This window comes from Sphingobium limneticum (assembly GCF_008710165.1).
GTDB classification, from domain to species: domain Bacteria; phylum Pseudomonadota; class Alphaproteobacteria; order Sphingomonadales; family Sphingomonadaceae; genus Sphingobium; species Sphingobium limneticum.
Genome location: NZ_VYQA01000020.1, coordinates 17,557 through 37,288, shown reverse-complemented (window position 1 = coordinate 37,288; position 19,732 = coordinate 17,557). Strand labels below are relative to the sequence as shown.

At 61.0% G+C, this 19,732-nt stretch carries 19 protein-coding genes and 3 pseudogenes; 12 read left to right on the top strand and 10 right to left on the bottom strand.

Annotation, left to right across the window (positions count from 1 at the left end; all coding sequences use genetic code 11):
- Nucleotides 1-477: 477 nt before the first annotated feature.
- The 8 genes and pseudogenes from F4U95_RS20575 to F4U95_RS20535 form a co-directional block, all read right to left on the bottom strand.
- Complete coding sequence (locus tag F4U95_RS20575; RefSeq protein WP_107394158.1) at nt 478-1,437, bottom strand: Abi family protein; 960 nt, start codon at nt 1,435-1,437, stop codon at nt 478-480.
- Nucleotides 1,438-1,650: 213 nt separating this feature from the next.
- Nucleotides 1,651-1,968: pseudogene (locus F4U95_RS25560) on the bottom strand (DUF7673 family protein).
- A gap of 74 nt (nt 1,969-2,042) precedes the next feature.
- Nucleotides 2,043-2,978: an ArdC family protein gene (locus F4U95_RS20565; protein ID WP_107394157.1), complete on the bottom strand. Its 936-nt coding sequence runs from the start codon at nt 2,976-2,978 to the stop codon at nt 2,043-2,045.
- Between the two features lie 598 nt (nt 2,979-3,576).
- Nucleotides 3,577-3,849 (bottom strand): type II toxin-antitoxin system RelB/DinJ family antitoxin, encoded by a 273-nt coding sequence (locus F4U95_RS20560; RefSeq protein WP_107394156.1) that lies wholly within the window; start codon nt 3,847-3,849, stop codon nt 3,577-3,579.
- A 288-nt stretch (nt 3,850-4,137) separates the two neighbouring features.
- Complete coding sequence (locus F4U95_RS20550; protein WP_107394155.1) at nt 4,138-4,578, bottom strand: hypothetical protein; 441 nt, start codon at nt 4,576-4,578, stop codon at nt 4,138-4,140.
- Nucleotides 4,575-4,865 (bottom strand): hypothetical protein, encoded by a 291-nt coding sequence (locus tag F4U95_RS20545; RefSeq protein ID WP_107394154.1) that lies wholly within the window; start codon nt 4,863-4,865, stop codon nt 4,575-4,577. Before F4U95_RS20545 ends, F4U95_RS20550 begins: the two co-directional genes overlap by 4 nt.
- Nucleotides 4,866-4,894: 29 nt before the next feature.
- Nucleotides 4,895-5,530 carry a thermonuclease family protein gene (locus tag F4U95_RS20540; RefSeq protein WP_245896652.1) on the bottom strand — a complete coding sequence of 212 codons (636 nt, stop codon included), beginning with the start codon at nt 5,528-5,530 and terminating at the stop codon, nt 4,895-4,897.
- The gene (locus tag F4U95_RS20535) at nt 5,527-6,408 is read right to left on the bottom strand and encodes a DUF7146 domain-containing protein (protein ID WP_232016618.1); all 882 of its coding nucleotides are present in this window, start codon (nt 6,406-6,408) and stop codon (nt 5,527-5,529) included. Before F4U95_RS20535 ends, F4U95_RS20540 begins: the two co-directional genes overlap by 4 nt.
- Before the next feature lie 635 nt (nt 6,409-7,043).
- Here F4U95_RS20535 and F4U95_RS20530 point away from each other — a divergent pair.
- Complete coding sequence (locus F4U95_RS20530) at nt 7,044-7,619, top strand: lytic transglycosylase domain-containing protein (RefSeq protein WP_120252813.1); 576 nt, start codon at nt 7,044-7,046, stop codon at nt 7,617-7,619.
- Between the two features lie 36 nt (nt 7,620-7,655).
- On the opposite strand, the gene F4U95_RS20525 is transcribed toward F4U95_RS20530, so the two are convergent.
- Complete coding sequence (locus tag F4U95_RS20525; RefSeq protein ID WP_150426801.1) at nt 7,656-10,613, bottom strand: Tn3 family transposase; 2,958 nt, start codon at nt 10,611-10,613, stop codon at nt 7,656-7,658.
- 139 nt (nt 10,614-10,752) lie between these two features.
- On the opposite strand from F4U95_RS20525, the gene F4U95_RS20520 reads away from it, so the two are divergent.
- The 8 genes and pseudogenes from F4U95_RS20520 (at nt 10,753) to F4U95_RS20485 (ending at nt 16,461) form a co-directional block, all read left to right on the top strand.
- Nucleotides 10,753-11,304, top strand: coding sequence for a recombinase family protein (locus tag F4U95_RS20520; RefSeq protein ID WP_004213210.1), 552 nt, complete (start codon nt 10,753-10,755; stop codon nt 11,302-11,304).
- Nucleotides 11,301-12,086: an SDR family NAD(P)-dependent oxidoreductase gene (locus tag F4U95_RS20515; protein ID WP_004213209.1), complete on the top strand. Its 786-nt coding sequence runs from the start codon at nt 11,301-11,303 to the stop codon at nt 12,084-12,086. The genes F4U95_RS20520 and F4U95_RS20515 overlap by 4 nt, the downstream gene beginning before the upstream one ends.
- Nucleotides 12,087-12,196: 110 nt before the next feature.
- Nucleotides 12,197-12,355 (top strand): annotated as a pseudogene (locus tag F4U95_RS20510) (integrase); the annotation flags it as partial.
- 319 nt (nt 12,356-12,674) lie between these two features.
- Nucleotides 12,675-13,154 carry a group III truncated hemoglobin gene (locus F4U95_RS20505; RefSeq protein WP_017503290.1) on the top strand — a complete coding sequence of 160 codons (480 nt, stop codon included), beginning with the start codon at nt 12,675-12,677 and terminating at the stop codon, nt 13,152-13,154.
- Nucleotides 13,147-13,422 carry a TehB family protein gene (locus F4U95_RS20500; RefSeq protein WP_004206958.1) on the top strand — a complete coding sequence of 92 codons (276 nt, stop codon included), beginning with the start codon at nt 13,147-13,149 and terminating at the stop codon, nt 13,420-13,422. Before F4U95_RS20505 ends, F4U95_RS20500 begins: the two co-directional genes overlap by 8 nt.
- Before the next feature lie 39 nt (nt 13,423-13,461).
- Nucleotides 13,462-14,673 (top strand): NO-inducible flavohemoprotein, encoded by a 1,212-nt coding sequence (hmpA, locus tag F4U95_RS20495; protein ID WP_004206960.1) that lies wholly within the window; start codon nt 13,462-13,464, stop codon nt 14,671-14,673.
- 457 nt (nt 14,674-15,130) lie between these two features.
- Nucleotides 15,131-15,979 carry a LysR family transcriptional regulator gene (locus tag F4U95_RS20490; protein WP_120252814.1) on the top strand — a complete coding sequence of 283 codons (849 nt, stop codon included), beginning with the start codon at nt 15,131-15,133 and terminating at the stop codon, nt 15,977-15,979.
- The gene (locus F4U95_RS20485; protein WP_056379653.1) at nt 15,976-16,461 is read left to right on the top strand and encodes a DUF6306 domain-containing protein; all 486 of its coding nucleotides are present in this window, start codon (nt 15,976-15,978) and stop codon (nt 16,459-16,461) included. The genes F4U95_RS20490 and F4U95_RS20485 overlap by 4 nt, the downstream gene beginning before the upstream one ends.
- Nucleotides 16,462-16,488: 27 nt before the next feature.
- Here F4U95_RS20485 and F4U95_RS20480 read toward each other — a convergent pair whose 3' ends face one another.
- A complete protein-coding gene (locus tag F4U95_RS20480) occupies nt 16,489-16,932 on the bottom strand; it encodes an Rrf2 family transcriptional regulator (RefSeq protein WP_008828736.1) in 444 nt (147 codons plus the stop codon).
- A gap of 225 nt (nt 16,933-17,157) precedes the next feature.
- Between F4U95_RS20480 and F4U95_RS20475 the strand changes: the two genes are divergently transcribed.
- The 3 genes and pseudogenes from F4U95_RS20475 to F4U95_RS20465 all read left to right on the top strand — a co-directional run bounded on the left by F4U95_RS20475 (nt 17,158) and on the right by F4U95_RS20465 (nt 19,716).
- Complete coding sequence (locus tag F4U95_RS20475) at nt 17,158-18,792, top strand: nitrite/sulfite reductase (RefSeq protein WP_120252815.1); 1,635 nt, start codon at nt 17,158-17,160, stop codon at nt 18,790-18,792.
- Nucleotides 18,785-19,222, top strand: a pseudogene (locus F4U95_RS20470) (DUF934 domain-containing protein); the annotation flags it as partial. The gene F4U95_RS20475 and the pseudogene F4U95_RS20470, both read left to right, overlap by 8 nt.
- Nucleotides 19,223-19,398: 176 nt before the next feature.
- The gene (locus F4U95_RS20465) at nt 19,399-19,716 is read left to right on the top strand and encodes a hypothetical protein (RefSeq protein WP_232016620.1); all 318 of its coding nucleotides are present in this window, start codon (nt 19,399-19,401) and stop codon (nt 19,714-19,716) included.
- The last annotated feature ends 16 nt before the right edge of the window (nt 19,717-19,732 follow it).

Below are 19,732 nucleotides of genomic sequence, written 5' to 3'. Positions count from 1 at the left end.
ACTTTCTCGATGGAGATTGAAATGAGAGTCCGTCGCTATCTGACCCTTGCGCTCGCACTCGCTGGCGTTGTCATCACTTCAGCCTGCACTACAAACCAACAAGCGACATGGTCGTCCTCGACAACATCGGCGAAGCGTTGCGTTCGCGAGTTTGGCCCGGACAGAAAGACGCCTCCGATTGTGATTCCATGCCCTAGCGCACCGAACCGCTGACCGACGAATGAACGTGCTTGGGCCGGTCGTTTTAGGATAGCGCCCTCAATGCAGACCCGCTGCGCGATCCGCAGCCAATTGGCTGCGCCGTTGGGGATCGCGCGCGTTCTGGGACAGCTTCTCCGCAACCGGCTCTGCTTTCCAATCTACGACTGGCCGAGCGCTGCCTGATGCATGTGGGTCACCGGCTTTACGCCGAATAGGCCAGGCTGCACGCCAAAAAGGCGACGGTGGAACATCGCCTGCGATGGATCGCCCGTGATTTCAGGCCCATGTGGCTTCCTGATCCCATCCCGGCAGGAAACCGGCCTGTGCCACATTGGCGTAAGGCATTGCGGGGAAGGCGAGCCAGTGATCCTTCAGCCGGCTGCTCCAAGTGGTACCGGGATTGATCCGTTTGATAAGGTGGCTGGCAACAGCAGCGGCGCCATAGACGCGGCTTCGCTGCACGAAGTTGTCGCCGATATGGACGACCTGCGCCGCTTCCCATTGTTTGGGCACCTTGGGCTGATTGACAATGCCAGCGTTCCAGAGCCGGGCATGGTGCGCGCAGATGTTGCGGACGAAGGCGAGCGATCTGACCCAGCTCACCAGCGTATCAGGAAGAAGGCCGTAGCGCTTGGCGATGGCGGCACGATCGTTGGGGTGGGCCATTTCGAGGAGCCAAGAAAGTGTGCCGAAATCCCAGGCTTCCACTGCCATCCAGATGGGCATGGGCGAGCTGTAGGTCGCCAGAAATTCCAGCACCCAATCCTCCTTGGAGCGGGTAATGGACTGATCGGCCTTCGTCAGCCAGCTCGTATGCCGCGTGCTGCCCTGCAAGGGTTGATTGGCGCGCTGCGCGTCGAGATGGGCCGGATCACGATGTGCCCATGCGTTGCGCTTGCCCAGTGCGTGCGCGAGATCCACACGTAGCGCGACCTCGATCCTTTCCAGCGCGTCGAGGAAGAGCAGGCGCAATTGCTTGTCGAACAGATAGAGATCGACGGCATGGCGAAACTCCGCGCCGGCTTCAAACTGCTCGACGCGCAGGGTCTTCTTTGGATTGTTCGGATCGGGCACGCGCTGCTGAAATGGCTGCCAATACAAGGTGAGGCGGCCATAACCGATACGCTGGAGATGTTCGGTCGCTTTTGGCGCATCAGTGACGACCAGGCCGCGTTGAACGAGAAGCGTAAGCTGGTCCGCGAAACTGAGATGAGGTTTGGTGTAGGGCGGCAACATGGCCCTGATATGAAGAAGGCCGCCCCTTGATGCCAGAGGCAACAGCGGGGACGGCCATGTTGTGATCGATATACGCTGCGAAAGTTAACATTTCAAGAACAAGTTGAAATGGCTTCAGGCCCCAGTAAACGTGTAAAATACCATATAGCGCCGCCCGCCCGCTTGCGGGAGGGCGGCGCCGATTTTGCGGCCGAGCCGTCCGCTAGGTGCAGGCTAGGTCAAGCGCCATCGTTCGACCAATCTCACGATAGCATCCCTAAAGCCCCAAGCGTCGTGATAGACCGTCGGCTCTTGGGCGAGATAGGCCATCACGATCAGCATGTCTTCGGCGATGGTCTCATCGCAGTTGCACAAGTGCAGCAGTGGGAAATGGCCGTTATCGGGGCCATTCTACCAAGCGAGGAGAAAGTCGGCAGCGCGCGAGGCTTGTCCGGTATCGGAGCCAGCAATACCGATCAGGCGGGCGATAGCCTCACCGGCTTCGTCAAAGCTGACGGCACGAATAGCTGGACGGCGTTGGGGTGGGTTCATGATGCAAATCCTGCTCGAAATCTCTTCAGCAACCAAGCGCAATTCCAGCCCCGCAGCCGGGACTGTTTCAGCCGTTAGGCCACCTCCTCAAGCGATGCGCTGGTTTCCGCGCCCATGCGTGACAGCAGCCAGTCAGCCGCATCCTGCGCTTGGCGCGCGGCGGTGAAGATGCACCGCTTGTCGTTTCGAAGGGCAGACAGCCAGCTTGCCAGATAGGCCGCATGATCCTCGCGGTCGTGGAGTTTGATGCCGATCGCACCGCTGACGAACGCGGCCCCCAGCTCGGCCACCAGTTCTTCGCGCGCATAGTCTTCGCGCTTTGTGGAAATGAGGGTGGGACGGGCAAGCCGATCCACATGGCCGCTGGCGTGACAAAGTTCGTGCGCAAGGGTCGAATAATAATCGTCGCTGGTGTGGAAGTCGGCGAATGCTGGCATGACGACATGATCGCCGCTCGGCTGATAATAGGGCTGCGAACCGTGATGACGGAGCGTGATTGGCACCCGGCCAAAGAGCGTATCAAGCTCGGCGTCCCGGTCGTGGGGATTGGTGGCGGTGATGATCGGTTCGGGCATGGGATATTTCGTTTCGATGCCGTCGATCTGCTCCGAATTGAAAACCGTATAGCGTTTCAGGAACGCAACCTGCCGCCTGCCGTCCTCGCCCTGTTCGCTGCTCGCTTCGCCACCTTTGCCGTCGCCCACCACGATCTTGTTGGCATAGACCACGGTTGATCCCTTCTCGCCCTTGCGGACACAGCCGCCCAGCGCGAGCGCCTGCTTGAAGGTTAGCCAATGGGGGGAGGCATAGCCCTTGGTCATGGAGGCCACCCACAAGGTCAGGACGTTGATCCCGCGATACGGAACTCCGGTCGAGCGCAGCGGGATGTTGGGGGCGGTGCTGCCGTTCCATGATTTGGACCAAGGCCGGGTGCCAGCCTCGATCATGGCAATCATCTGGTCGGTGACCTCCTGATAGACGTCGGCCCGGTTGTCGGTGATGCGTCCCATGATTTCGTCCTTTCCACTTGAGGCTGAAAGCCGCTTGCTCTGCGGCATGCGGCTCTGCCTTTCCGGCGAGGAACGGGATGGGGAGGGAGGGCGAGAATCTTGGCCCCTGGCGCGGGCGAGCCGCCCTAGCGCGGCCGATGCCTTCAGGGCATCGGGTGCCGCGCTCGGCGGATTACACGGGGGGCATGATTGTCGTTCGGGGACGAAAGGGCAGTAGCCCTTGGCGTTCCCCTAAGCGTGCGGGCTCCGGGGGAGGGCCGGAAGCGCCCTGTGAAGGAAACACCGCGCCACGGCGCGGCAACAGGGGTGCGCCACGTGGCACACCCCTCGCGCGAGGATCGTCACCCGAATGGGCTGAGACGCCGGCACGGTGGCTCGGTCGGCGCTCGCGGCGATAGAGCCGTGCCCGGCAGGGTCGCGCCCTGTGGGATGCTCATACGCTCCCAGCGATCATGGTGAGAGAAGAGACGGTGCCCCGCCCCCTGAAACACGAAGGCCGCCCCCTGATGCCGGAGGCAACAGCGGGACGGCCATGTCGTTTTCACGTCAAATCATTTGAACCTGCCGCGGTACGCCGCGCTGGTCCAGCGTAACGTGCCTAGTCCTCGTCATCGTCCCCATTGAGCGCGCCCATCAGATCCGCGACGGTAGCGAACCGCTCCACCTTGCCTTCGGACGCATCGCGCATCGCCGCCTGGGTGGTGGCATTGGGAACGCGAATATCGAAGGGCAGGTTCTTGTCGGAGGCTACGCGCACCAGCATCAGCCGGATGGCGTCGGACACAGACAGGCCCATCCCCGCAAGAATTGCGCTGGCTTCCTTCTTCAGGTCGGAATCAATCCGAGCACGTACTACGTCGGCCGCTGCCACTTCACTCACCCCATCAAATTCACCTGAGCCACATTGTAGCTACAAACCTAAATGCTCTCCTAACGCCGGGGCGTCAATAACAGTATCCCTCTCTGCACTCTCCCGGCAGCACGTGGAGCACATGCAGCACGCTGATCTACCGCAAGACGGATGATGCACTCGTTCTGGCCCGTATCGGTTCGCACAGCGAACTGTTCGGATGACCCGAGCGCCGATCCGGGGCGAAGGCGACGGCCGCGTAGCAGGCCGGTTGCCTCGCCCCGCAGGGCGCACCGATCCTATCCGGCGTCAGTATATGCGCTGGGCGGCCACCGCCAGTACACGCCGGAGGCAGTCATGCGCCGCCGCCGGGGCTGGAAGGTCTTGCGGGGGCAAGCCAGGATAACGGAAACTTTGCATGGCGTGCGGACAATCGAGCGCGTCGATCGTCGTATGGTCGCTAGCCGAAATGCCCACTGCAAGATCGAGCGACCCGCGATTGATGGCCCTGCAACATCGATGCAGGCTATGGCCCATCTGCATAAGCCGCTCTTCGTCCCAGCCATCGGCGATCAGTATCGCCTTGAGCGCAAGTTCCAGACTATGCGCAACCAGCGCAAAATAGCCCATCCGCGCAGCGTCTGCCCGGTTGATTAAGAGGATGCGACCTGCTGCATCGGCATAATCGTTGGCAAAGGCCAGATAGTGAACCGCGCGTTCGGGTTCCGGCCTGCTGACGCCCCCGGTCATAGCCAACGCTCATCCAGCGAGGGGGCAAAGGCATTGCCGATGGCGATCGAGCCGACAAGGGCGGACATCACCACAAAGAGGATCAGCCTCGTTCGTGCGCGAAAGCACCCGCGCGTGATGCTGACTGCAAACCATATCGCGACGGCCAGGAGCAGGCCCGGCCCCACCTCATAGAGGACCAAGCCGGGCAGGCGGTTGGGAAGCAGGTACGGCATGTCGCGGATGACGCGCCCGAGCAGGACCGCGCCAATCACCAGCGAGCTGGCTCCCCCCCAGCGACCAACCATGGCGACAACGGGAGAGCCGGGTTCGAGCATTACCGCGTCGAGCCTGCGCCGGCGACTGCCCCCGGCTCCTTCTTGATTGTCCCCACGTCGCACCCTTGCGACACTTGCGCACGCTGCACGGCAAGCTGCCGCATCCCTTCGTAATCGACGCCCCACAAACCTGCACGCTGCGCTGCTGCCTTGCGCATCAGGTCGACATAGGCGCCGCCCGAATAGACGCGGTAATCGACGGCATAGCCTTGAGCGACCATGGTGGCGCCCACGCTCGCCTTGTTGCTGGGGAAGCGGCAGGACAGATTCAATCGCCCATAGCTCTTGGCTGTGGTGCGGCACTGCTCTTCGCGTCGCAGGGCATAGTCGAACAGCGACGCGGAGCACGTCAGCCCGCCGTCGCGGGCCGCCAGCTCACGCAGCGCCTCACTCGCCAGCGCCTTGAGCTGCGGCCGATCGTCATCAGGAGCATCGATCCCGACAATCCGCACGCGACCGTTTGAGAAATCGACGGTATCGCCATCGATAATCCGGGGGGAAGGAGAGGATAGCTGGGTCTGCGATGCTTCGACCAGCGATGCTTTGTTCTGGGCGATGGAATAGACCGCAACGACAACGAAGGTCGCCCCCATCATCCAGCGCTGATAGGGCGGGACGCCGGGAAACAGCTTCATGCTGCCCGGATCTCGCGCAGGAGATCGTTCCAGTCGCCGCTATGGGGCGGCAGCTTGGTGAGTAGCCTACGGCCATTATTGGTCAGGTGAGGGGTGGCCCGTTCTACGGCGCGCGCCGCTTCGACGCCGTGCTGGCTGTAGAGGATGACGGTGTGGATGCTCTCCGGGATCGCAATGCCCTGATAGCGCTCGATGCCCAGCACCGGCCAGACGAAGTGACCGGGTTCGAGCAGGTTCATCACGCTTGCGGCATCCTCGACGCCTTCTGCGAGACGCAGCACGCCATCGGTTGGAATACCGCCCCAGCGCACCGCGCCGGTGCCGGGATTGCCCAGCATACGCTTGGGTTCGGGCATGTCGGCCTTCCAGCGGCCATCGGGCGTCAGGAAGGTGCGGTGGATCGCAACGACGCCGGCGTCTTCCTCGATCGGCACGATCAGCGCCGGGGCAAACGCCTTGGCGGCGCCTGCACCGCACTGGCAACGCGGATCGAAGCGAGCGTTGATCCCCTCGGGCACGATCGCACGGGTGCGCAGGTAGCGATCGGCGAGGGTGCCGACATAGGGGTCAGCATGACGCCAGACTGCAAGGGCGATCTTGTTGAGATCAGTCTTGCTCTCCTGACGCTGCCCCGGATCATGATCGGGGGGCGCAAGGATCTTGCCGGACCGAAGCGCCGCCATGATGGCTTCGGCATTGCAGCCGGCGAAACAGTGGAACAGCACGGCGCGGTCGCCTACGCGAACGGAAAGGCTTGCCTTGCTATCGGAATGGGCAGGGCATCGGCACATGGCAAAATCGCCCGTCCATCGGCCGCCAAGCTGGCGAACAATTCGGTCGGCCTGTTCCTCAATCGTAGCGATATGCCGTCGGGCCATTTAAGACACCTCCGTTGAAGCGCCTTGTCATGCTATCGCAGCGCGATACATGACACCAGCGAAAACCATATAAATCGCTTGTAGGGTTGGAATGGAATTAGAGCTACTACTGGAACGTGAACTTACGACGCATCGCCCTCCAGGCGGGACGATCACAGATGTTCACGTGTGCCAGCACGACTCCGGCAAGTGGCACATCAATATCCGTGTGAGCTGGCGTGGAACTGCCCTTTTCCATGTGGGGCTTTATGATAAGAAGCGCATCCGCTTGTATAAGCGCGCTTCTTCAGCAATCCGACATATCATTCTAGGATACGGGTACGAGGGCGTAATAAGTTTGCACCCATATCCGGGCATGAGGGACGAGGCGACGTTTTAGCGGGGTAAGCTGTTCGCAGTAGCAGCAACCAATGTCGCTTTCGGGGTGGCCATCACGGTTTTCTTAACATAGCCTGTTTTCACAACTGGAGTGAAAACATGGCAAATCGCTTATGTTCATTCCCGGTGTGCGTCGCGCATAATGCTGCGTTGATCGCATCGGTTTCGGCCCGGACCGCCGACTTTGACATTGCTGGCGATCGTGGAATGACGATCGCGCTCTTGCCCTATGCCCCTGACATAGAAAGCTGCAAGCGGTGACGCTTCCCGCCGCAGTCGTCATGGGCCTCGCCGCGCAATGCGCGCCAGATGTGGCTCCAGAGACAATCGCGGCAATCGTGAAAACGGAAAGCCAGGGCTACGAGCTGGCGATCAACGTCAACGGATTGGGCCACAAGGTCGCCCAGCCAACTACACTGGCGCAGGCGACTAGTATCGCGCGCGCCTATGTCGCCAAAGGCTATTCCGTCGATCTTGGCTTGGGACAGATCAACTCTCGGAACATGAAGGCCCTCGGCCTGACGTGGGATACGGTTTTCGAACCCTGCACGAACATCGCTGCTGCCGGGGCGGTTCTCGCCGGAAATTATCGTCAGGTCAGAAACGGGCTGCACCCGCAACGCGCGCTGCGCATCGCGCTCTCCATGTACAATACCGGATCGCAGTCACGTGGCTTTGCCAATGGCTATGTGGGGCGGGTGGTCGGCAATGCCGGTTTCGCCACCACCGCCCAGCCTGCGACGGTCCCATCGGCCGCAATTGCCAGCACGGCTGACACCGCAAACGCGGCGACGGTGCTGGCCGCCCTGGTCGGGGTGACTACACGAAAGTGACGTATCTGCACGGAAAGGGCGAACGGATAGCGAACGTCACGCGGCAAGTAGGGAGTTGACGGCGCGCAGCGGTCGCAAGGCGTCCGGATCGGGTTGATCTTCAACATTCCAGCTATAGTCACCGGTCAGCGAGATATGCTCCCAGCCCAATGGCGCGATGTGGCGTGCGATTTCGTCGGCTGTGCCGATGTCCGCCAGCGCCATTTCGAGATAGCGAGTGTTCCACAAGATGATGGCGGCGACGAGCAGGTTGAGGCCGGAGGCGCGATAGGTCTGGTTCTCGAACCGACGATCGCGCAGTTCGCCGAGCTGGTTGAAGAAGAGCGCGCGGGCGAGCGCGTTGCGGGCTTCGCCTTTGTTGAGGCCCGCCTGGGTGCGCCGGCGCAGGTCGATGTCGCGCAGCCAGTCGAGCATGAAAATGGAGCGTTCGAGGCGGCCCAGCTCGCGTAGTGCGAGGGCCAGTCCGTTCTGTCGCGGATAGGCGGACAAGCGGCGCAGCATTGCCGAAGCAGTGACGGTGCCGGTGCGGATCGACGTGGCGAACCGCAGCAGTTCGTCCCAATGCGCCGCGACATGACCCAATGCGATCGGTTCGGCCGTCATGCCGGCAAGCAAGGGGCCGGATTCTTGGCCGGGAAGGAGGTGTAAACGACGCTCCTTGATGTCGCGCAGGCGCGGCGCGAAGCGGTAGCCGAAGAAGGGCATGAGGCCGAACACATGGTCCGATGCCCCGCCCGTATCGGTGTAGTGCTCCTCGATCGTCAGGCCGGTCTGGTGATACAGCAAGCCATCCAGCACATAGGGCGCTTCGCCAGCGGTCGCCGCGATCACCCGACTTGCGAAGGGGTCATATCGATCCGAGACATGGGTGTAGAAGGCAACGCCTGGTTCGTTGCCGCTGCGCGCGTTGATGTCGCCGATCGCGGCCCCACGGCCCCCGGCATGAAATTGCTGTCCGTCGCTCGACGAAGTGGTGCCGTCTCCCCACAGCGCGGCGAGCGGCATGGCGCGATGGGCGTCGATCAGCCTTCCCAACGCTTCGCCATAGGCGGCTTCGCTGATGTGCCAGTCGTGAAGATGGGCGAGCTGACGCAGACTTGCGCCCCGGCAGGTTTCCGCCATGCGTGTGAGGCCGAGATTGATGCCATCGGCGAGGATGACCGTGAGCAGCGCATTGCGATCGTCGGCTTCCCGGCCCGAACGACGATGGATGAAGCATTCGCTGAACCCGGTCCAGGCATCGACCTCCAGCAGAAGATCGGTGATCTTCACGCGCGGCAGTCGATCATAGGCGGCGCGACGGGCAATCTCGGTGGCGGGCGGTGTTGCCGCCTTCAGCGGCGAGATGATGAGACCGTTTTCGTCAAGCTTAACCTGGGGCAGCTCCCCTTGCCGTGCAAGGACCGTTACCTGCTCGATCGCCGTGTCGAGCCTGGTGCGCCGTTCCTCGATATGGCGCTCGAAATCCGTTTCGATGGCGAGCGGCAACGGCCCCTTCTCGCGCAGCGCCGCAAAGGTCGCCGGCGGTATGAGATAGCTGTCGAAATCGCGAAACTGCCGGCTTCCCGCGACCCATATATCCCCGGCTCGCAACCGCTCGCGTAGTTGCGACAAGGCGCATAGTTCATAAGCGGCACGATCAACGATGCCATCCCGCAGGACGAACGGGCGCCATGCGGGCGGCACAAAGCGTAGCGGCACGCGATCAGGCAAGCGCCGTTTGCCGGTCCGATATAGCTCCGCGATGATGGCCAGCGCTGACAGGAGCCCCTGAACCGCGCCGGCGCCGCGAAACTCGAAGGCGTTGAGAAAAGCGCCGACAAAGAGCTTCACCGTCCGATGCCGCTCGATCAATTCGGCGGTGCGATCGACGGTTTCCGGTCGCCCGAGCACTTCGGCCTGCTCGACGGCCACGGCGAAGTGCTGCCAGTCCAGCGCCTCGATCTGCGCCAGAGAATCCACGCCCTTGCTGCGCGCGTCGATGAAGAGGCGGCAAGACCCCGTGAGCGTCCGGAGGTGGCCTTGCAACTCGCGCACCGTCTTGAGGGCTTTGTCGCGGGTCCGGTTCTCGGCGCGGCGCGCCATGCTGCCCAACAGCTTGTCGAACATCGTCAGGGTGGCGTCGGTCAGGCTTTCCTCAAGCCGGATGCCGGTTGCCGCCAGCGTCGCATGGCGGCGCAGGGCATTGAGTTCGCCAAGGTGCTGGGGTGTGATGCGGCTGCCTTCGTCCGCCAGCCTGTCAAAAGTCAAAGCCGGGATCATGTCGGCACGGGCGCGATCGAGGCCCAGCGCGCGGATATAGGCGAGCCGTTCGATCAGGCGCAGGATGTTGCGCGCTGCCGGCGATTGTGGCGCATTGCGCATCCAGGATAGCCATGTCGCGACCTGCCCCGGTCGTCGGGCCAGCAAATCGTCCAGGCCCTGAAGGGTGTCAGGCAGCAGGCCATTCGTGAGCACTTCATAGGTAAGCTGTTCGGCTTGCTGGCGCGCCCGCCGCAGCACCGCTTCGAGAATCGACGGAGAAGGCAGGAGGATCTGCAGGCGCCGGAGTTCATCGACGATGACGTCTGCCATCTGGCCGGGGTGTATGATGGTCTGCGCGATTGGGACCGAGAAGGCGACAACTTCACGGAAAGCGTTGCGGTCAAAAATCCTGAACCCGTGCGATCGTCGGATTTCGACGAGATGCTCGCGACGGGTCTGGTCCCGATGGGCATAATCCGCGAAGGCTGCCGGCGCGACGCCGAGTTGCTGCGCCACATAGGCGAGCACAGGAGCGGGCGGGACTTCGCCCGCTTCCAGCGCACGGCCAGGCCATCTCATATATAGCATGAGCATCGCATAGCCGAGCCGGGTGGCATCGCCGCGACGGCGGCCGACAATTTCCAGGTCGTCGCTGGTCAGCGTATAATGACGCGCGATCTCGCGCTCATCGAGCGGCGCGCCATAATGCCTCGCCCAGATTTCCAGGCTCACCAGTCGCCGTCTCGCCAAGCATCATCTCCTTCGCTTTGCGTGTCCGTCAGACGGTCCTCTGGCGGCCAACAGGAATATGTCCGTTAACTCTGGACCTGTAACGGCGATTCGGACAAGATCGCATAATGACGGGAAAACGGACAGGATCGGGCATCATGTGGCGCTGATCGGCTATGCGCGCGTCTCGACCGCAGACCAGAAGCTGTCGCTCCAGCTTGACGCGCTGAACACTGCCGGGTGCGACCGTATATTCGACGATCACGCATCCGGGGCAAAAGCCGATCGGCCTGGCCTAACCGAAGCGCTCGCCTATTTGCGCCCCGGCGACACGCTGGTGGTCTGGAAACTCGACCGCCTCGGCCGCTCGATGAGCCACCTGATCGAGAAGGTCGGCGAGCTTGCGGCGCGCGGCATCGGGTTCCGCTCACTCACCGAGAATATCGACACCACCACTTCGGGCGGCATGCTGGTGTTCAACATCTTCGGCTCGCTGGCCCAATTCGAGCGTGACCTGATCCGTGAACGCACTCATGCCGGCCTCAAGGCCGCACGCGAGCGGGGCAACAAGGGTGGTCGCCGGCCTGTCGTTACCCCCGACAAACTACGTAAAGCGCGGGCGCATATCGCAGCGGGCCTCACTGTTCGTGAGGCGGCGGCCCGGCTCAAGATCGGCAAAACCGCCCTATACAAGGCTCTGGAAAACGCGTGAAACCGCTGGCGATCAAGAACTCGTGGGTGCTGGTCACAGGGGCTTCGACCGGTTTGGGCAGAGCGTCCGCCCTCCGCTTGGCGGCATCGTACCAGGCCAAGCCCCTGATTGTTGGACGAAGGCTCGACAACTTGCGGGAGCTACAGACCGAAATTGACGAGCGGTTCAATGTGCCGTGCGAGATTATAGTGGCTGATCAACGTGAAATCGAGGGCAGGGAGAAAATCGCGGCTAAGGTTGCAGAATTGCAAGTAACAGCCGCTTTGTTGGTTGCCGGAATGACGAGCGTTGGTTCATTTGATGCAGGCCGTGCCGACACTTATGCCGAGGTAATTGAAACAAACATACTCGGTTTCACGGATTTGCTGGCTCGCCTGATTGCGATTTTCAGGGAGCAGCCGTTTGAATCCTCAGTAATCGCCGTGTCGAGCCTGGCGGGCGAAACATCCGTGCCCTTCCAAGCGGTCTACGGCGCGTCGAAAGCCTATGTGAGCACCCTCATGCGAGCGCTTTCCGTGGAGCTTGCCGGGACGGGAGTGAGTGTTGGGTCTTTTGCACCCGGTGGAATCGACACAGACATGGCTGCCCTCAGCGATTTGAAGTGGGGGAGGTTGGGTTTGATGGACGTTGACCGGTGCGCGGCCCATGCAGTCCACGCTCTGGTTTATCGGCAATCCTTCGCCATACCGGGGATGGGCAACCAGCTCACATATTTGGCGAGCAGGGTTCTACCTCGATCGTTGGTCAATCGGATTGCCGCCCTCCCATATCGGCGCCCGTAGGGCGGCACCACATAAAAGGGGCAGGAAAGCCTGCGAATAGCATCTGCTGGCATCGTACCGGATTTGTTCGCCCTTAGCGTGCAGATACGTCACTTTCGTGTAGTCACCCCCGGGTGGGCTTGAACCAGGATCTGTTTGCGAGCGGCGAGGATCTGGCGGGGATCATGGATGCGCTACGCTGGAAGAGTCCCCGGATGCCGCTCGCCTATAATCGCAATCTGGCGGCAGAGCAGGGTGCCGCCGGCCGCTTGATCGCGAAAATCGGGTGATTAGATCTTGAGCTGCGCACAATTAGGTATTTGTGACGGTGTTTGAAAATTCCGAGTGCGCCAGATCACGCGGATTAGCGTTCCAGCGAATGTCCTACGGAATCGGAAAAGAAAACCCGCCCGTCTTTTGACGGGCGGGCAAGGAAAGGTGTCTACGTCTTACCGAGACTCCTTCGGGTCGCTGGCTGATGCTATGCCTTCGTGTTTCGGATTCAAGGCTAAACTAGCGGGGCTGAGCAGTTTCTCAGGCTGTGTACATCGCCGCGACCGACGACCTGGAAATATGCGCTAGCCTTGCGTTTATGCGCAATCATGATAGATGTATTATATATACATGATTGGAGCGCGAGTCGTGGACGGTGTCTCGAAAATCAGAGAAGAAGAGCTGACTCCTTTGGTGGAGGAATTTTACGCGCGGGTCCGCGCCGATCCCGCGCTTGGGCCGATTTTCAACGATGCGATCGATGACTGGCCGGAGCATCTTGGGAAGCTGACTGCGTTCTGGTCCTCCGTCATGCTCACCAGTGGCCGATACAAGGGGCAACCGGTGCCGGCCCATTTGAAGCATAAGGCCAGGATAACGCCCGCGCTGTTCGAGCGCTGGCTCGCACTCTGGGTTCAAACGACCAATGACAGGATGACGCCCGAAGCGGCAGCGGCGCTACAAGCGAAGGCGCGGCGCATCGCCGAGAGCCTGCAACTGGCGATGTTCTTCCAACTGGAGGAACGGAGTGCTGCATCGGTCGCCAACGCGGAACGTAAGGATGCCATCGAGCGACCAGGGCAAACCCATGGCTGAAATCTTGCCTTACCGTTCCACGCCGGTGTTCAACCAGGACACTCTGCCGGCTGCCTTGCGCGCGCGACATGACACGAAGGCTGGTGTTTGGGGCGTGATCCGGGTTTTGGAGGGCGAACTCCGGCTAACCTACCTCGAGCCACCTTCGGAGATCGTCCTGACGCCTGACCAGCCTGGCTTGATTCTCCCTCAGCAACCGCATTTCGTAACGCCGACAGGGCCGATGAAGATGCAGGTGGATTTTTACGATCACATTCCCAAGCTCTGACATTCCGGGATTTTCAACGCATTCAAAAAGGAGAAGTTGATGACGCAGCCCCTCAGCGATCAGACCATTGCGCTCGTCAAGGCGACCGTTCCCGCGCTCGAAGCGCATGGCCTCGACATCGTGAACGAGATGTATTCCCGGATGTTCCAGAACCCGAACATTCGCGACCTTTTCAACCAATCGCACCATGGTGATGCCGGTTCGCAGCCGCGGGCGCTGACCGGCGCCATTCTCGCCTATGCGAGCAACATCGAAAATCTCGGTGCGCTTGCCCCGGCGGTCGAGCGGATCGCGCAGAAGCATGTTGGCCTGCAAATTCTGCCCGAACATTATCCGCACGTTGCCGAGGCGCTCCTGGGGGCGATCAAGGCGGTGCTGGGGGATGCGGCCACCGATGAGATTCTCGCTGCCTGGGGCGAAGCCTACTGGTTCCTGGCCAACATCCTGATCGCCCGCGAGCAGCGAGTCTACTCAGAACAGAAGGATGCGACCGGCGGATGGAATGGCTGGCGCGATTTTCGCGTCGAGGACGTCGTGCGTGAGAGCAGCGTCATCAATTCCTTCGTTCTGCGCCCCGTTGATGGCGGGGCCGTCATGCGGCACAAGCCCGGGCAATATCTGACCTTCTGGCTTGAAATTCCGGGACATCCGCCAGTCAAGCGCAACTATTCGATTTCAGCAGCCCCCAACGGCGAAACCTATCGCATTTCGGTCAAGCGTGAGCCGCTTGGTCTTGCGTCAGGCTGGCTTCATGATGAAGCCAAGCCGGGCACGGTGCTCAAAGTTGCCGCGCCTGCAGGCGAATTCTTCCTGGCAGCGCATGTCGAACGCCCGGTGATCCTCCTGTCGGGCGGCGTGGGGCTGACCCCGATGGTGGCCATGCTCGAAACGCTTGCTGAGGGCGAGGCGGGAGTCCCCGTGCACTATGTCCACGGAACTCATGACCGCGATACCCACGCAATGCGTGATCATGTTCGCGCTGTCGCTGGGCGGGGCAAGTCAATCACCGTCACCGATTTTCATCAGACCCCGCTCGAAGATGAAGTCGCAGGACGGGATTATGACGTCGCCGGCATCATTACCGATGAATGGCTGGTCGCCAACACGCCTGTAGGTGAGGCCGATTACTATATCTGCGGACCACGCCCGTTTCTGCGGCACGCCGTCTCGACCTTGTCGCTGGCTGGCGTCCCATCCGACCGCATTCATTACGAATTCTTCGGTCCGGCGGACGAATTGCTCGCCGCCTGACTGAGCGCGGAGAAGGGCGACATCGCCCTTCTCCGCGTCTACTCAAACCGCCATGTCGGGGGCGTCACATAAAACGGGCACAGATATACGCCTCATGACTGCCATGCGAGACGCTGGCCGAGTTTACTCCTTCGCTAGCCTCGAGACCAGCGGTCGCATTGACCTTGGCGGGTGTGCCGCGGGCGCCTGATCGACGACGATTGATCATGCTCTCATCCGCGGGTTGATTACCGCACTACCCGTATCCGTCGCTGGGCCTATCCTCCGTCTAAGTTCGGGCGTGAAGCGGCCTAAAGGTTTCATCTGAAAGTTCGCCCAAACCGTTGGACGCCTTATGGTTGTTGGTGCCTGTCCAGGGTCGATCACACGGGTCTTGCCTTGTGATCCCATCATCGGCCCGCTACCATGAAGCAAGCAAATGAATATTATTGCGCATTGAGCGCAAGGATGATGGCTTATGGATATCAATGTTGCGCGCACATTCTTGGAAGTCGTCAAAACCGGCAGTTTTGTGAACGCTGCGTCGAACCTTCACCTCACGCAGACCGCAGTCAGTGCCCGCATCCGGGTGCTTGAGGACCTGCTCGATCGGCCAGTATTCATCCGCAACAAGGCAGGTGCGAAGCTGACACCGGCGGGCGAGCAGTTTCTGCGCTTTGCAACCACCATGGTGCAGGTCTGGGATCGGGCGCGCCGCGCCGTCGCGCTCCCGCCGGGACGGGAGACCGTGGTAACGGTCGGCGCCGAGCTCAGTCTGTGGAGTCCCTTGCTGCGGCACTGGCTGCTCTGGATGCGTCGGGAATGTCCGGAAATCGCGGTAAGCACCCATATCGACACATCCGAACGCCTGATGGAGCAGGTACAGGATGGCTCACTCGATATGGCGGTGCTCTATGCCGCGCCGAGCCGTCCGGGGATCATCGCCGAACTCTTGTTCGAGGAAAAGTTGGTCCTGGTGCGGACCACGCCAACCAGCAGCCCTCTCGCACCGGAAGATCATGTTCAGATCGATTGGGGTGAGGAGTTTGCCGGGAGCTATCACGCCGCTTTCCCGGATCAGCCTAACGCCGTCGTTTCGATAAGCTATGGTCCGCTCGCGCTCGAGTATATCCTGGCGACAGGGGGTAGCGGCTATTTTCGCAAAGGCTTCATCCGCTCCTATCTCGAGGAAGGCCGCCTCGCTCTCGTCCCCGGAAGTCCTGAATTTTCGTACTCGGCCTATGTCGTCCACAGCACAAAGGCCGACCCGGGCGTGATGGACCGCATTCGTGCCGGCCTCAAGGCGGCCGCGGCGATTACAGCATGACCGTGAACGAACCATCCTCGCCCGTTTGTTACGCCAGCGAAGCCGATGACATTTACATGGGCTTTGCCGGTCGCGAGGAGATCCTCGCGGCGCTCCACGAACTGCTGGAAGCCGAACGGGCCGGCGCCCGCGTCGCGCTCGCCAGCACCAAGTCGGCGAACGATCCCGACTACGCCGAACTGATGCGATCGGTCCGTGCCGACGAAGCACGTTGGTGCGCGATGCTCTCGAGGCAGATCAGGCGATTGGGCGCAGCGCCCTCACGCAAGACCGGCGCCTTTTACAAGAAGGCGTTGGCAATCCCTGATCCGCTTGAAAGGCTCGCCTTTCTCAACCGCGGACAAGCCTGGGTGGTTCGCAAACTGGAATCTCTGACCCCTAGGGTTCGTGACGAGGCATTGCATGCCGATCTTCGCGAGATGCTCGAGAGCCATCGGGTCAACATCGATCGCGCCGCAGCGCATCTTGAAGCGGAGCATTGACCTGCGCGGAATCCGCAGCTGTATCATTTAGTCCATGCCGACGCCGAGCGGTGATTGGCGGTTAATCAGCCGCTTCATGGCCTCACGATCGGACAGGAGATCGGAAATCCGGTAGGTATCGAATACCGCCATCATCGCCTGCATGCCTTGCGCCAGCACGCCGGTCAGTCCACATGCGGGAGACAGCGCACACCCGGAACAATCTGCGAGTTGGAAGCCTTCCTCGGTGCGGCGGACGACCTCGCCGACGGTGATCTCATCCGCTGGTCGGGCGAGACGCATGCCGCCGGCGCGACCGCGAACGGTTTCGATGAAGCCGTCGTGCGCCAGGGCGTTGACGACCTTCATCAGGTGATTGTGGGAGACATCATAAGCCCGCGCGATTTCGCCGATCGAACACAGGCGCTCTTCGTGAAGGGCCAGGTGAATCAAGACCCGCAGTGAATAATCCGTGTAGCGTGTCAGCCGCACGCAGAACTCCCGAGAACCAATCTGCAACATCATACCTGTATGTGACAGACATGTTAAGGCCGGGATCGCCCTCGAGCCGGCTTGCAACGATCGGCCCATGGTTGTTGGCCTGCAGCGACCGGCCTTATCGAGCAATTATTTTGATGGATCGCTGCATTAAAAGTCATTTTGTGCATGAGTGCTCGTGATGCCATCCTGATGTCCCCTTGGGCGTGAGAGGCTGATATGTACAAATACGACGAGTATGATCAGGCCATGGTCGATGCCCGGGTCGAAGAGTTTCGCGACCAGACGCGCCGTCGGATCGAAGGCCATCTCAGCGAAGACCAGTTCAAGCCTCTGCGGCTCAAGAATGGGCTCTACCTGCAACTGCACGCTTATATGCTGCGCGTAGCGGTGCCTTACGGCACGCTCAATTCGCGGCAAATGCGCAAGCTGGCGCATATCGCGCGCAAATATGACCGAGGCTACGGTCATTTCACGACACGACAGAACATCCAATATAACTGGATCAAACTGGCGGATGCGCCCGACATCCTCGCTGAGCTCGCGACGGTGGAAATGCACGCCATCCAGACGAGCGGCGAGAGCATTCGCAACCTGTCGGCGGATCATTATGCTGGAGCTGCTCCCGACGAGATATGCGATCCGCGGCCCTGGGCCGAACTGATCCGCCAGGCCACGACGTTCCATCCAGAATTCAGTTATCTGCCGCGCAAGTTCAAGATCGCAGTGATCGCCGCGCAGGAAGACCGTGCCGCGCTGCGCTGGCACGACTGTGCACTGCGCATCATCAAGAACGAGAGCGGTGAGCAGGGGTTCGAGGTCTATGCTGGCGGCGGTATGGGGCGCACGCCGATTATCGCTTTCCCGATCAGGACGTTCTGTCCGGCAGGCCAGATCTTTTCCTATATCCAGGCGATCCTGCGGGTGTGGAACCGGCATGCGCGGCGCGACAACATCCACAAGCAGAGGATGAAGATCCTTGTTCATGAACTGGGGGAAGAAGAGTTCCGCCGTCAGGTGGAGATGGAGTTCGAGCACATCCTGACGCTGGGCCGGGATTTTCCGCAGGCCGAGTATGACAGGATTGCCGCCCATTTTGACCCGCCGCCGTTCGAGACCGGGCTTTCCGAGGAGCTCGACCGCTCCGATCCCGACTTCGCGCTATGGGTCGATCGCCAGGTCGCCGCACATAAGGCGCCCGGTTATGCCATCGTCAATATCAGCCTCAAACCCGACGGGGGTATAACCGGCGACATTTCAGCCGAGCAGATGGAGCTCGTGGCCGACCTTGCCGAACGCTACAGCTTCGATGATCTGCGCTCGACGCATGTCCAGAATCTCGTGCTGCCCCATGTGCGCAAGCGGGATCTTCATGCGGTCTGGCAGGCGCTGGACGCGGGGGGGCTGGCAAGCGTCAATCTCGGCCTCGTCACGGACATCATCGCTTGTCCCGGACTCAATTATTGCAGCCTGGCCAACGCGCGTTCGATACCCGTCGCCCAACAGATCGCAGAGCGCTTTGCCGATCTCGATCGTCAGCTCGACCTCGGCGAACTCAAGATCAAGATTTCGGGCTGCATCAACGCCTGCGGTCATCACCACGCGGCCCATATCGGTATACTTGGTGTCGATCGTAAGGGCACAGAGAACTACCAGTTGCTGCTTGGCGGGTCCGGGGCCGAGGATGTTTCGCAGGCCAAGATCACCGGGCCGGGCTTCGACGAGACCGGGATCGTCGATGCCGTCGAACGCACGATCGAACGCTATCGTGAGATTCGCGAGCCAGGTGAACGCTTTCTCGATTGCTATCGCCGCGTTGGCATGGATCCGTTCAAGGAGGCTATTTATGGGTGATCCGTTACGCTTCCGGGACGATCCGGCACCGGATGAGCCGGGAGTTTCCCTGGATGCGTTTCTCAATCAGAAGGACGCAACCTCAGTGCTTCTCGAGGCGGGCGATGATGTCCGCGCCTTGTTACCCGAACTTGGCCGCGTGCGGCTCGTCGAGATCGACTTTCCGCGGTTTCGCGACGGGCGTGGTTTTTCCAGCGCAAGCATATTGCGCGAGGCGGGCTACACAGGCGAAATCCGCGCGATCGGTGACGTGCTCATTGATCTCGTATTCTTTATGCGGCGTTGCGGCTTCGACAGCTTCGAGCCCGACGCCCCCTTTCATCCGGGTGCCGTCGATGCTGCGCTGAGCCGCTACCCTGACGTCTATCAGTCCGCGACAGATGGGCGAGTACCGGTTTGGGCGCTGCGGCATCCCCAATTCGCCACGGAAAGAAGGCAGTTCCTTCCTCTGGTTTGGACGGTAGTTCGGCACCTGGCGCGCGCACCATATATTAATCAGACCATCGTGCCTTGAATGCTGGAAGTGATGAGCGGGGTCCTTGTAAATATATCGCAACACGATATATTGGAACGAAGGGCGCGGAGGGGATGTCGATGGAGGCAGATATGCCGATGTTGCAAATCCTGGTCACGGCTGTCGGCCTGACGTTGGGCAGCTTGCTGGTCGCGATATCGCTGTCCTGTCTGGCTTGGTGGCTGGCCACCCGCGTTCATCATCCGCGCTGGGGCGCGGCTTTTCTGCTCATCATAGTCGGTGGCACCTGGCTGGCTGCGTTAGGGCAAAGTGAGTTCGTGAAGATGGCCACCGTGTTCGCTCTGGTTGGGGCAGGCCTGCTCTATCTGGTAGGCCGGGAAGAACGGGATGGAGGAACTTCGCGCGATACCAAGCCGGGCCGCTCCGCCCTCTCTAAAGAAAAGCACTGATGGCAACGCAGATCTG

What these genes read in the sequence shown, in the direction of transcription:
- F4U95_RS20575 (WP_107394158.1), bottom strand. Translation starts at nt 1,437, where the DNA reads ATGTTGCCGCCCTACACCAAACCTCATCTCAGTTTCGCGGACCAGCTT.
- F4U95_RS20565 (WP_107394157.1), bottom strand. Translation starts at nt 2,978, where the DNA reads ATGGGACGCATCACCGACAACCGGGCCGACGTCTATCAGGAGGTCACC.
- F4U95_RS20550 (WP_107394155.1), bottom strand. Translation starts at nt 4,578, where the DNA reads ATGACCGGGGGCGTCAGCAGGCCGGAACCCGAACGCGCGGTTCACTAT.
- F4U95_RS20545 (WP_107394154.1), bottom strand. Translation starts at nt 4,865, where the DNA reads ATGGTTGGTCGCTGGGGGGGAGCCAGCTCGCTGGTGATTGGCGCGGTC.
- F4U95_RS20540 (WP_245896652.1), bottom strand. Translation starts at nt 5,530, where the DNA reads ATGAAGCTGTTTCCCGGCGTCCCGCCCTATCAGCGCTGGATGATGGGG.
- F4U95_RS20535 (WP_232016618.1), bottom strand. Translation starts at nt 6,408, where the DNA reads ATGGCCCGACGGCATATCGCTACGATTGAGGAACAGGCCGACCGAATT.
- F4U95_RS20505 (WP_017503290.1), top strand. Translation starts at nt 12,675, where the DNA reads ATGTATTATATATACATGATTGGAGCGCGAGTCGTGGACGGTGTCTCG.
- F4U95_RS20500 (WP_004206958.1), top strand. Translation starts at nt 13,147, where the DNA reads ATGGCTGAAATCTTGCCTTACCGTTCCACGCCGGTGTTCAACCAGGAC.
- hmpA (WP_004206960.1), top strand. Translation starts at nt 13,462, where the DNA reads ATGACGCAGCCCCTCAGCGATCAGACCATTGCGCTCGTCAAGGCGACC.
- F4U95_RS20490 (WP_120252814.1), top strand. Translation starts at nt 15,131, where the DNA reads ATGGATATCAATGTTGCGCGCACATTCTTGGAAGTCGTCAAAACCGGC.
- F4U95_RS20485 (WP_056379653.1), top strand. Translation starts at nt 15,976, where the DNA reads ATGACCGTGAACGAACCATCCTCGCCCGTTTGTTACGCCAGCGAAGCC.
- F4U95_RS20475 (WP_120252815.1), top strand. Translation starts at nt 17,158, where the DNA reads ATGTACAAATACGACGAGTATGATCAGGCCATGGTCGATGCCCGGGTC.
- F4U95_RS20465 (WP_232016620.1), top strand. Translation starts at nt 19,399, where the DNA reads ATGCCGATGTTGCAAATCCTGGTCACGGCTGTCGGCCTGACGTTGGGC.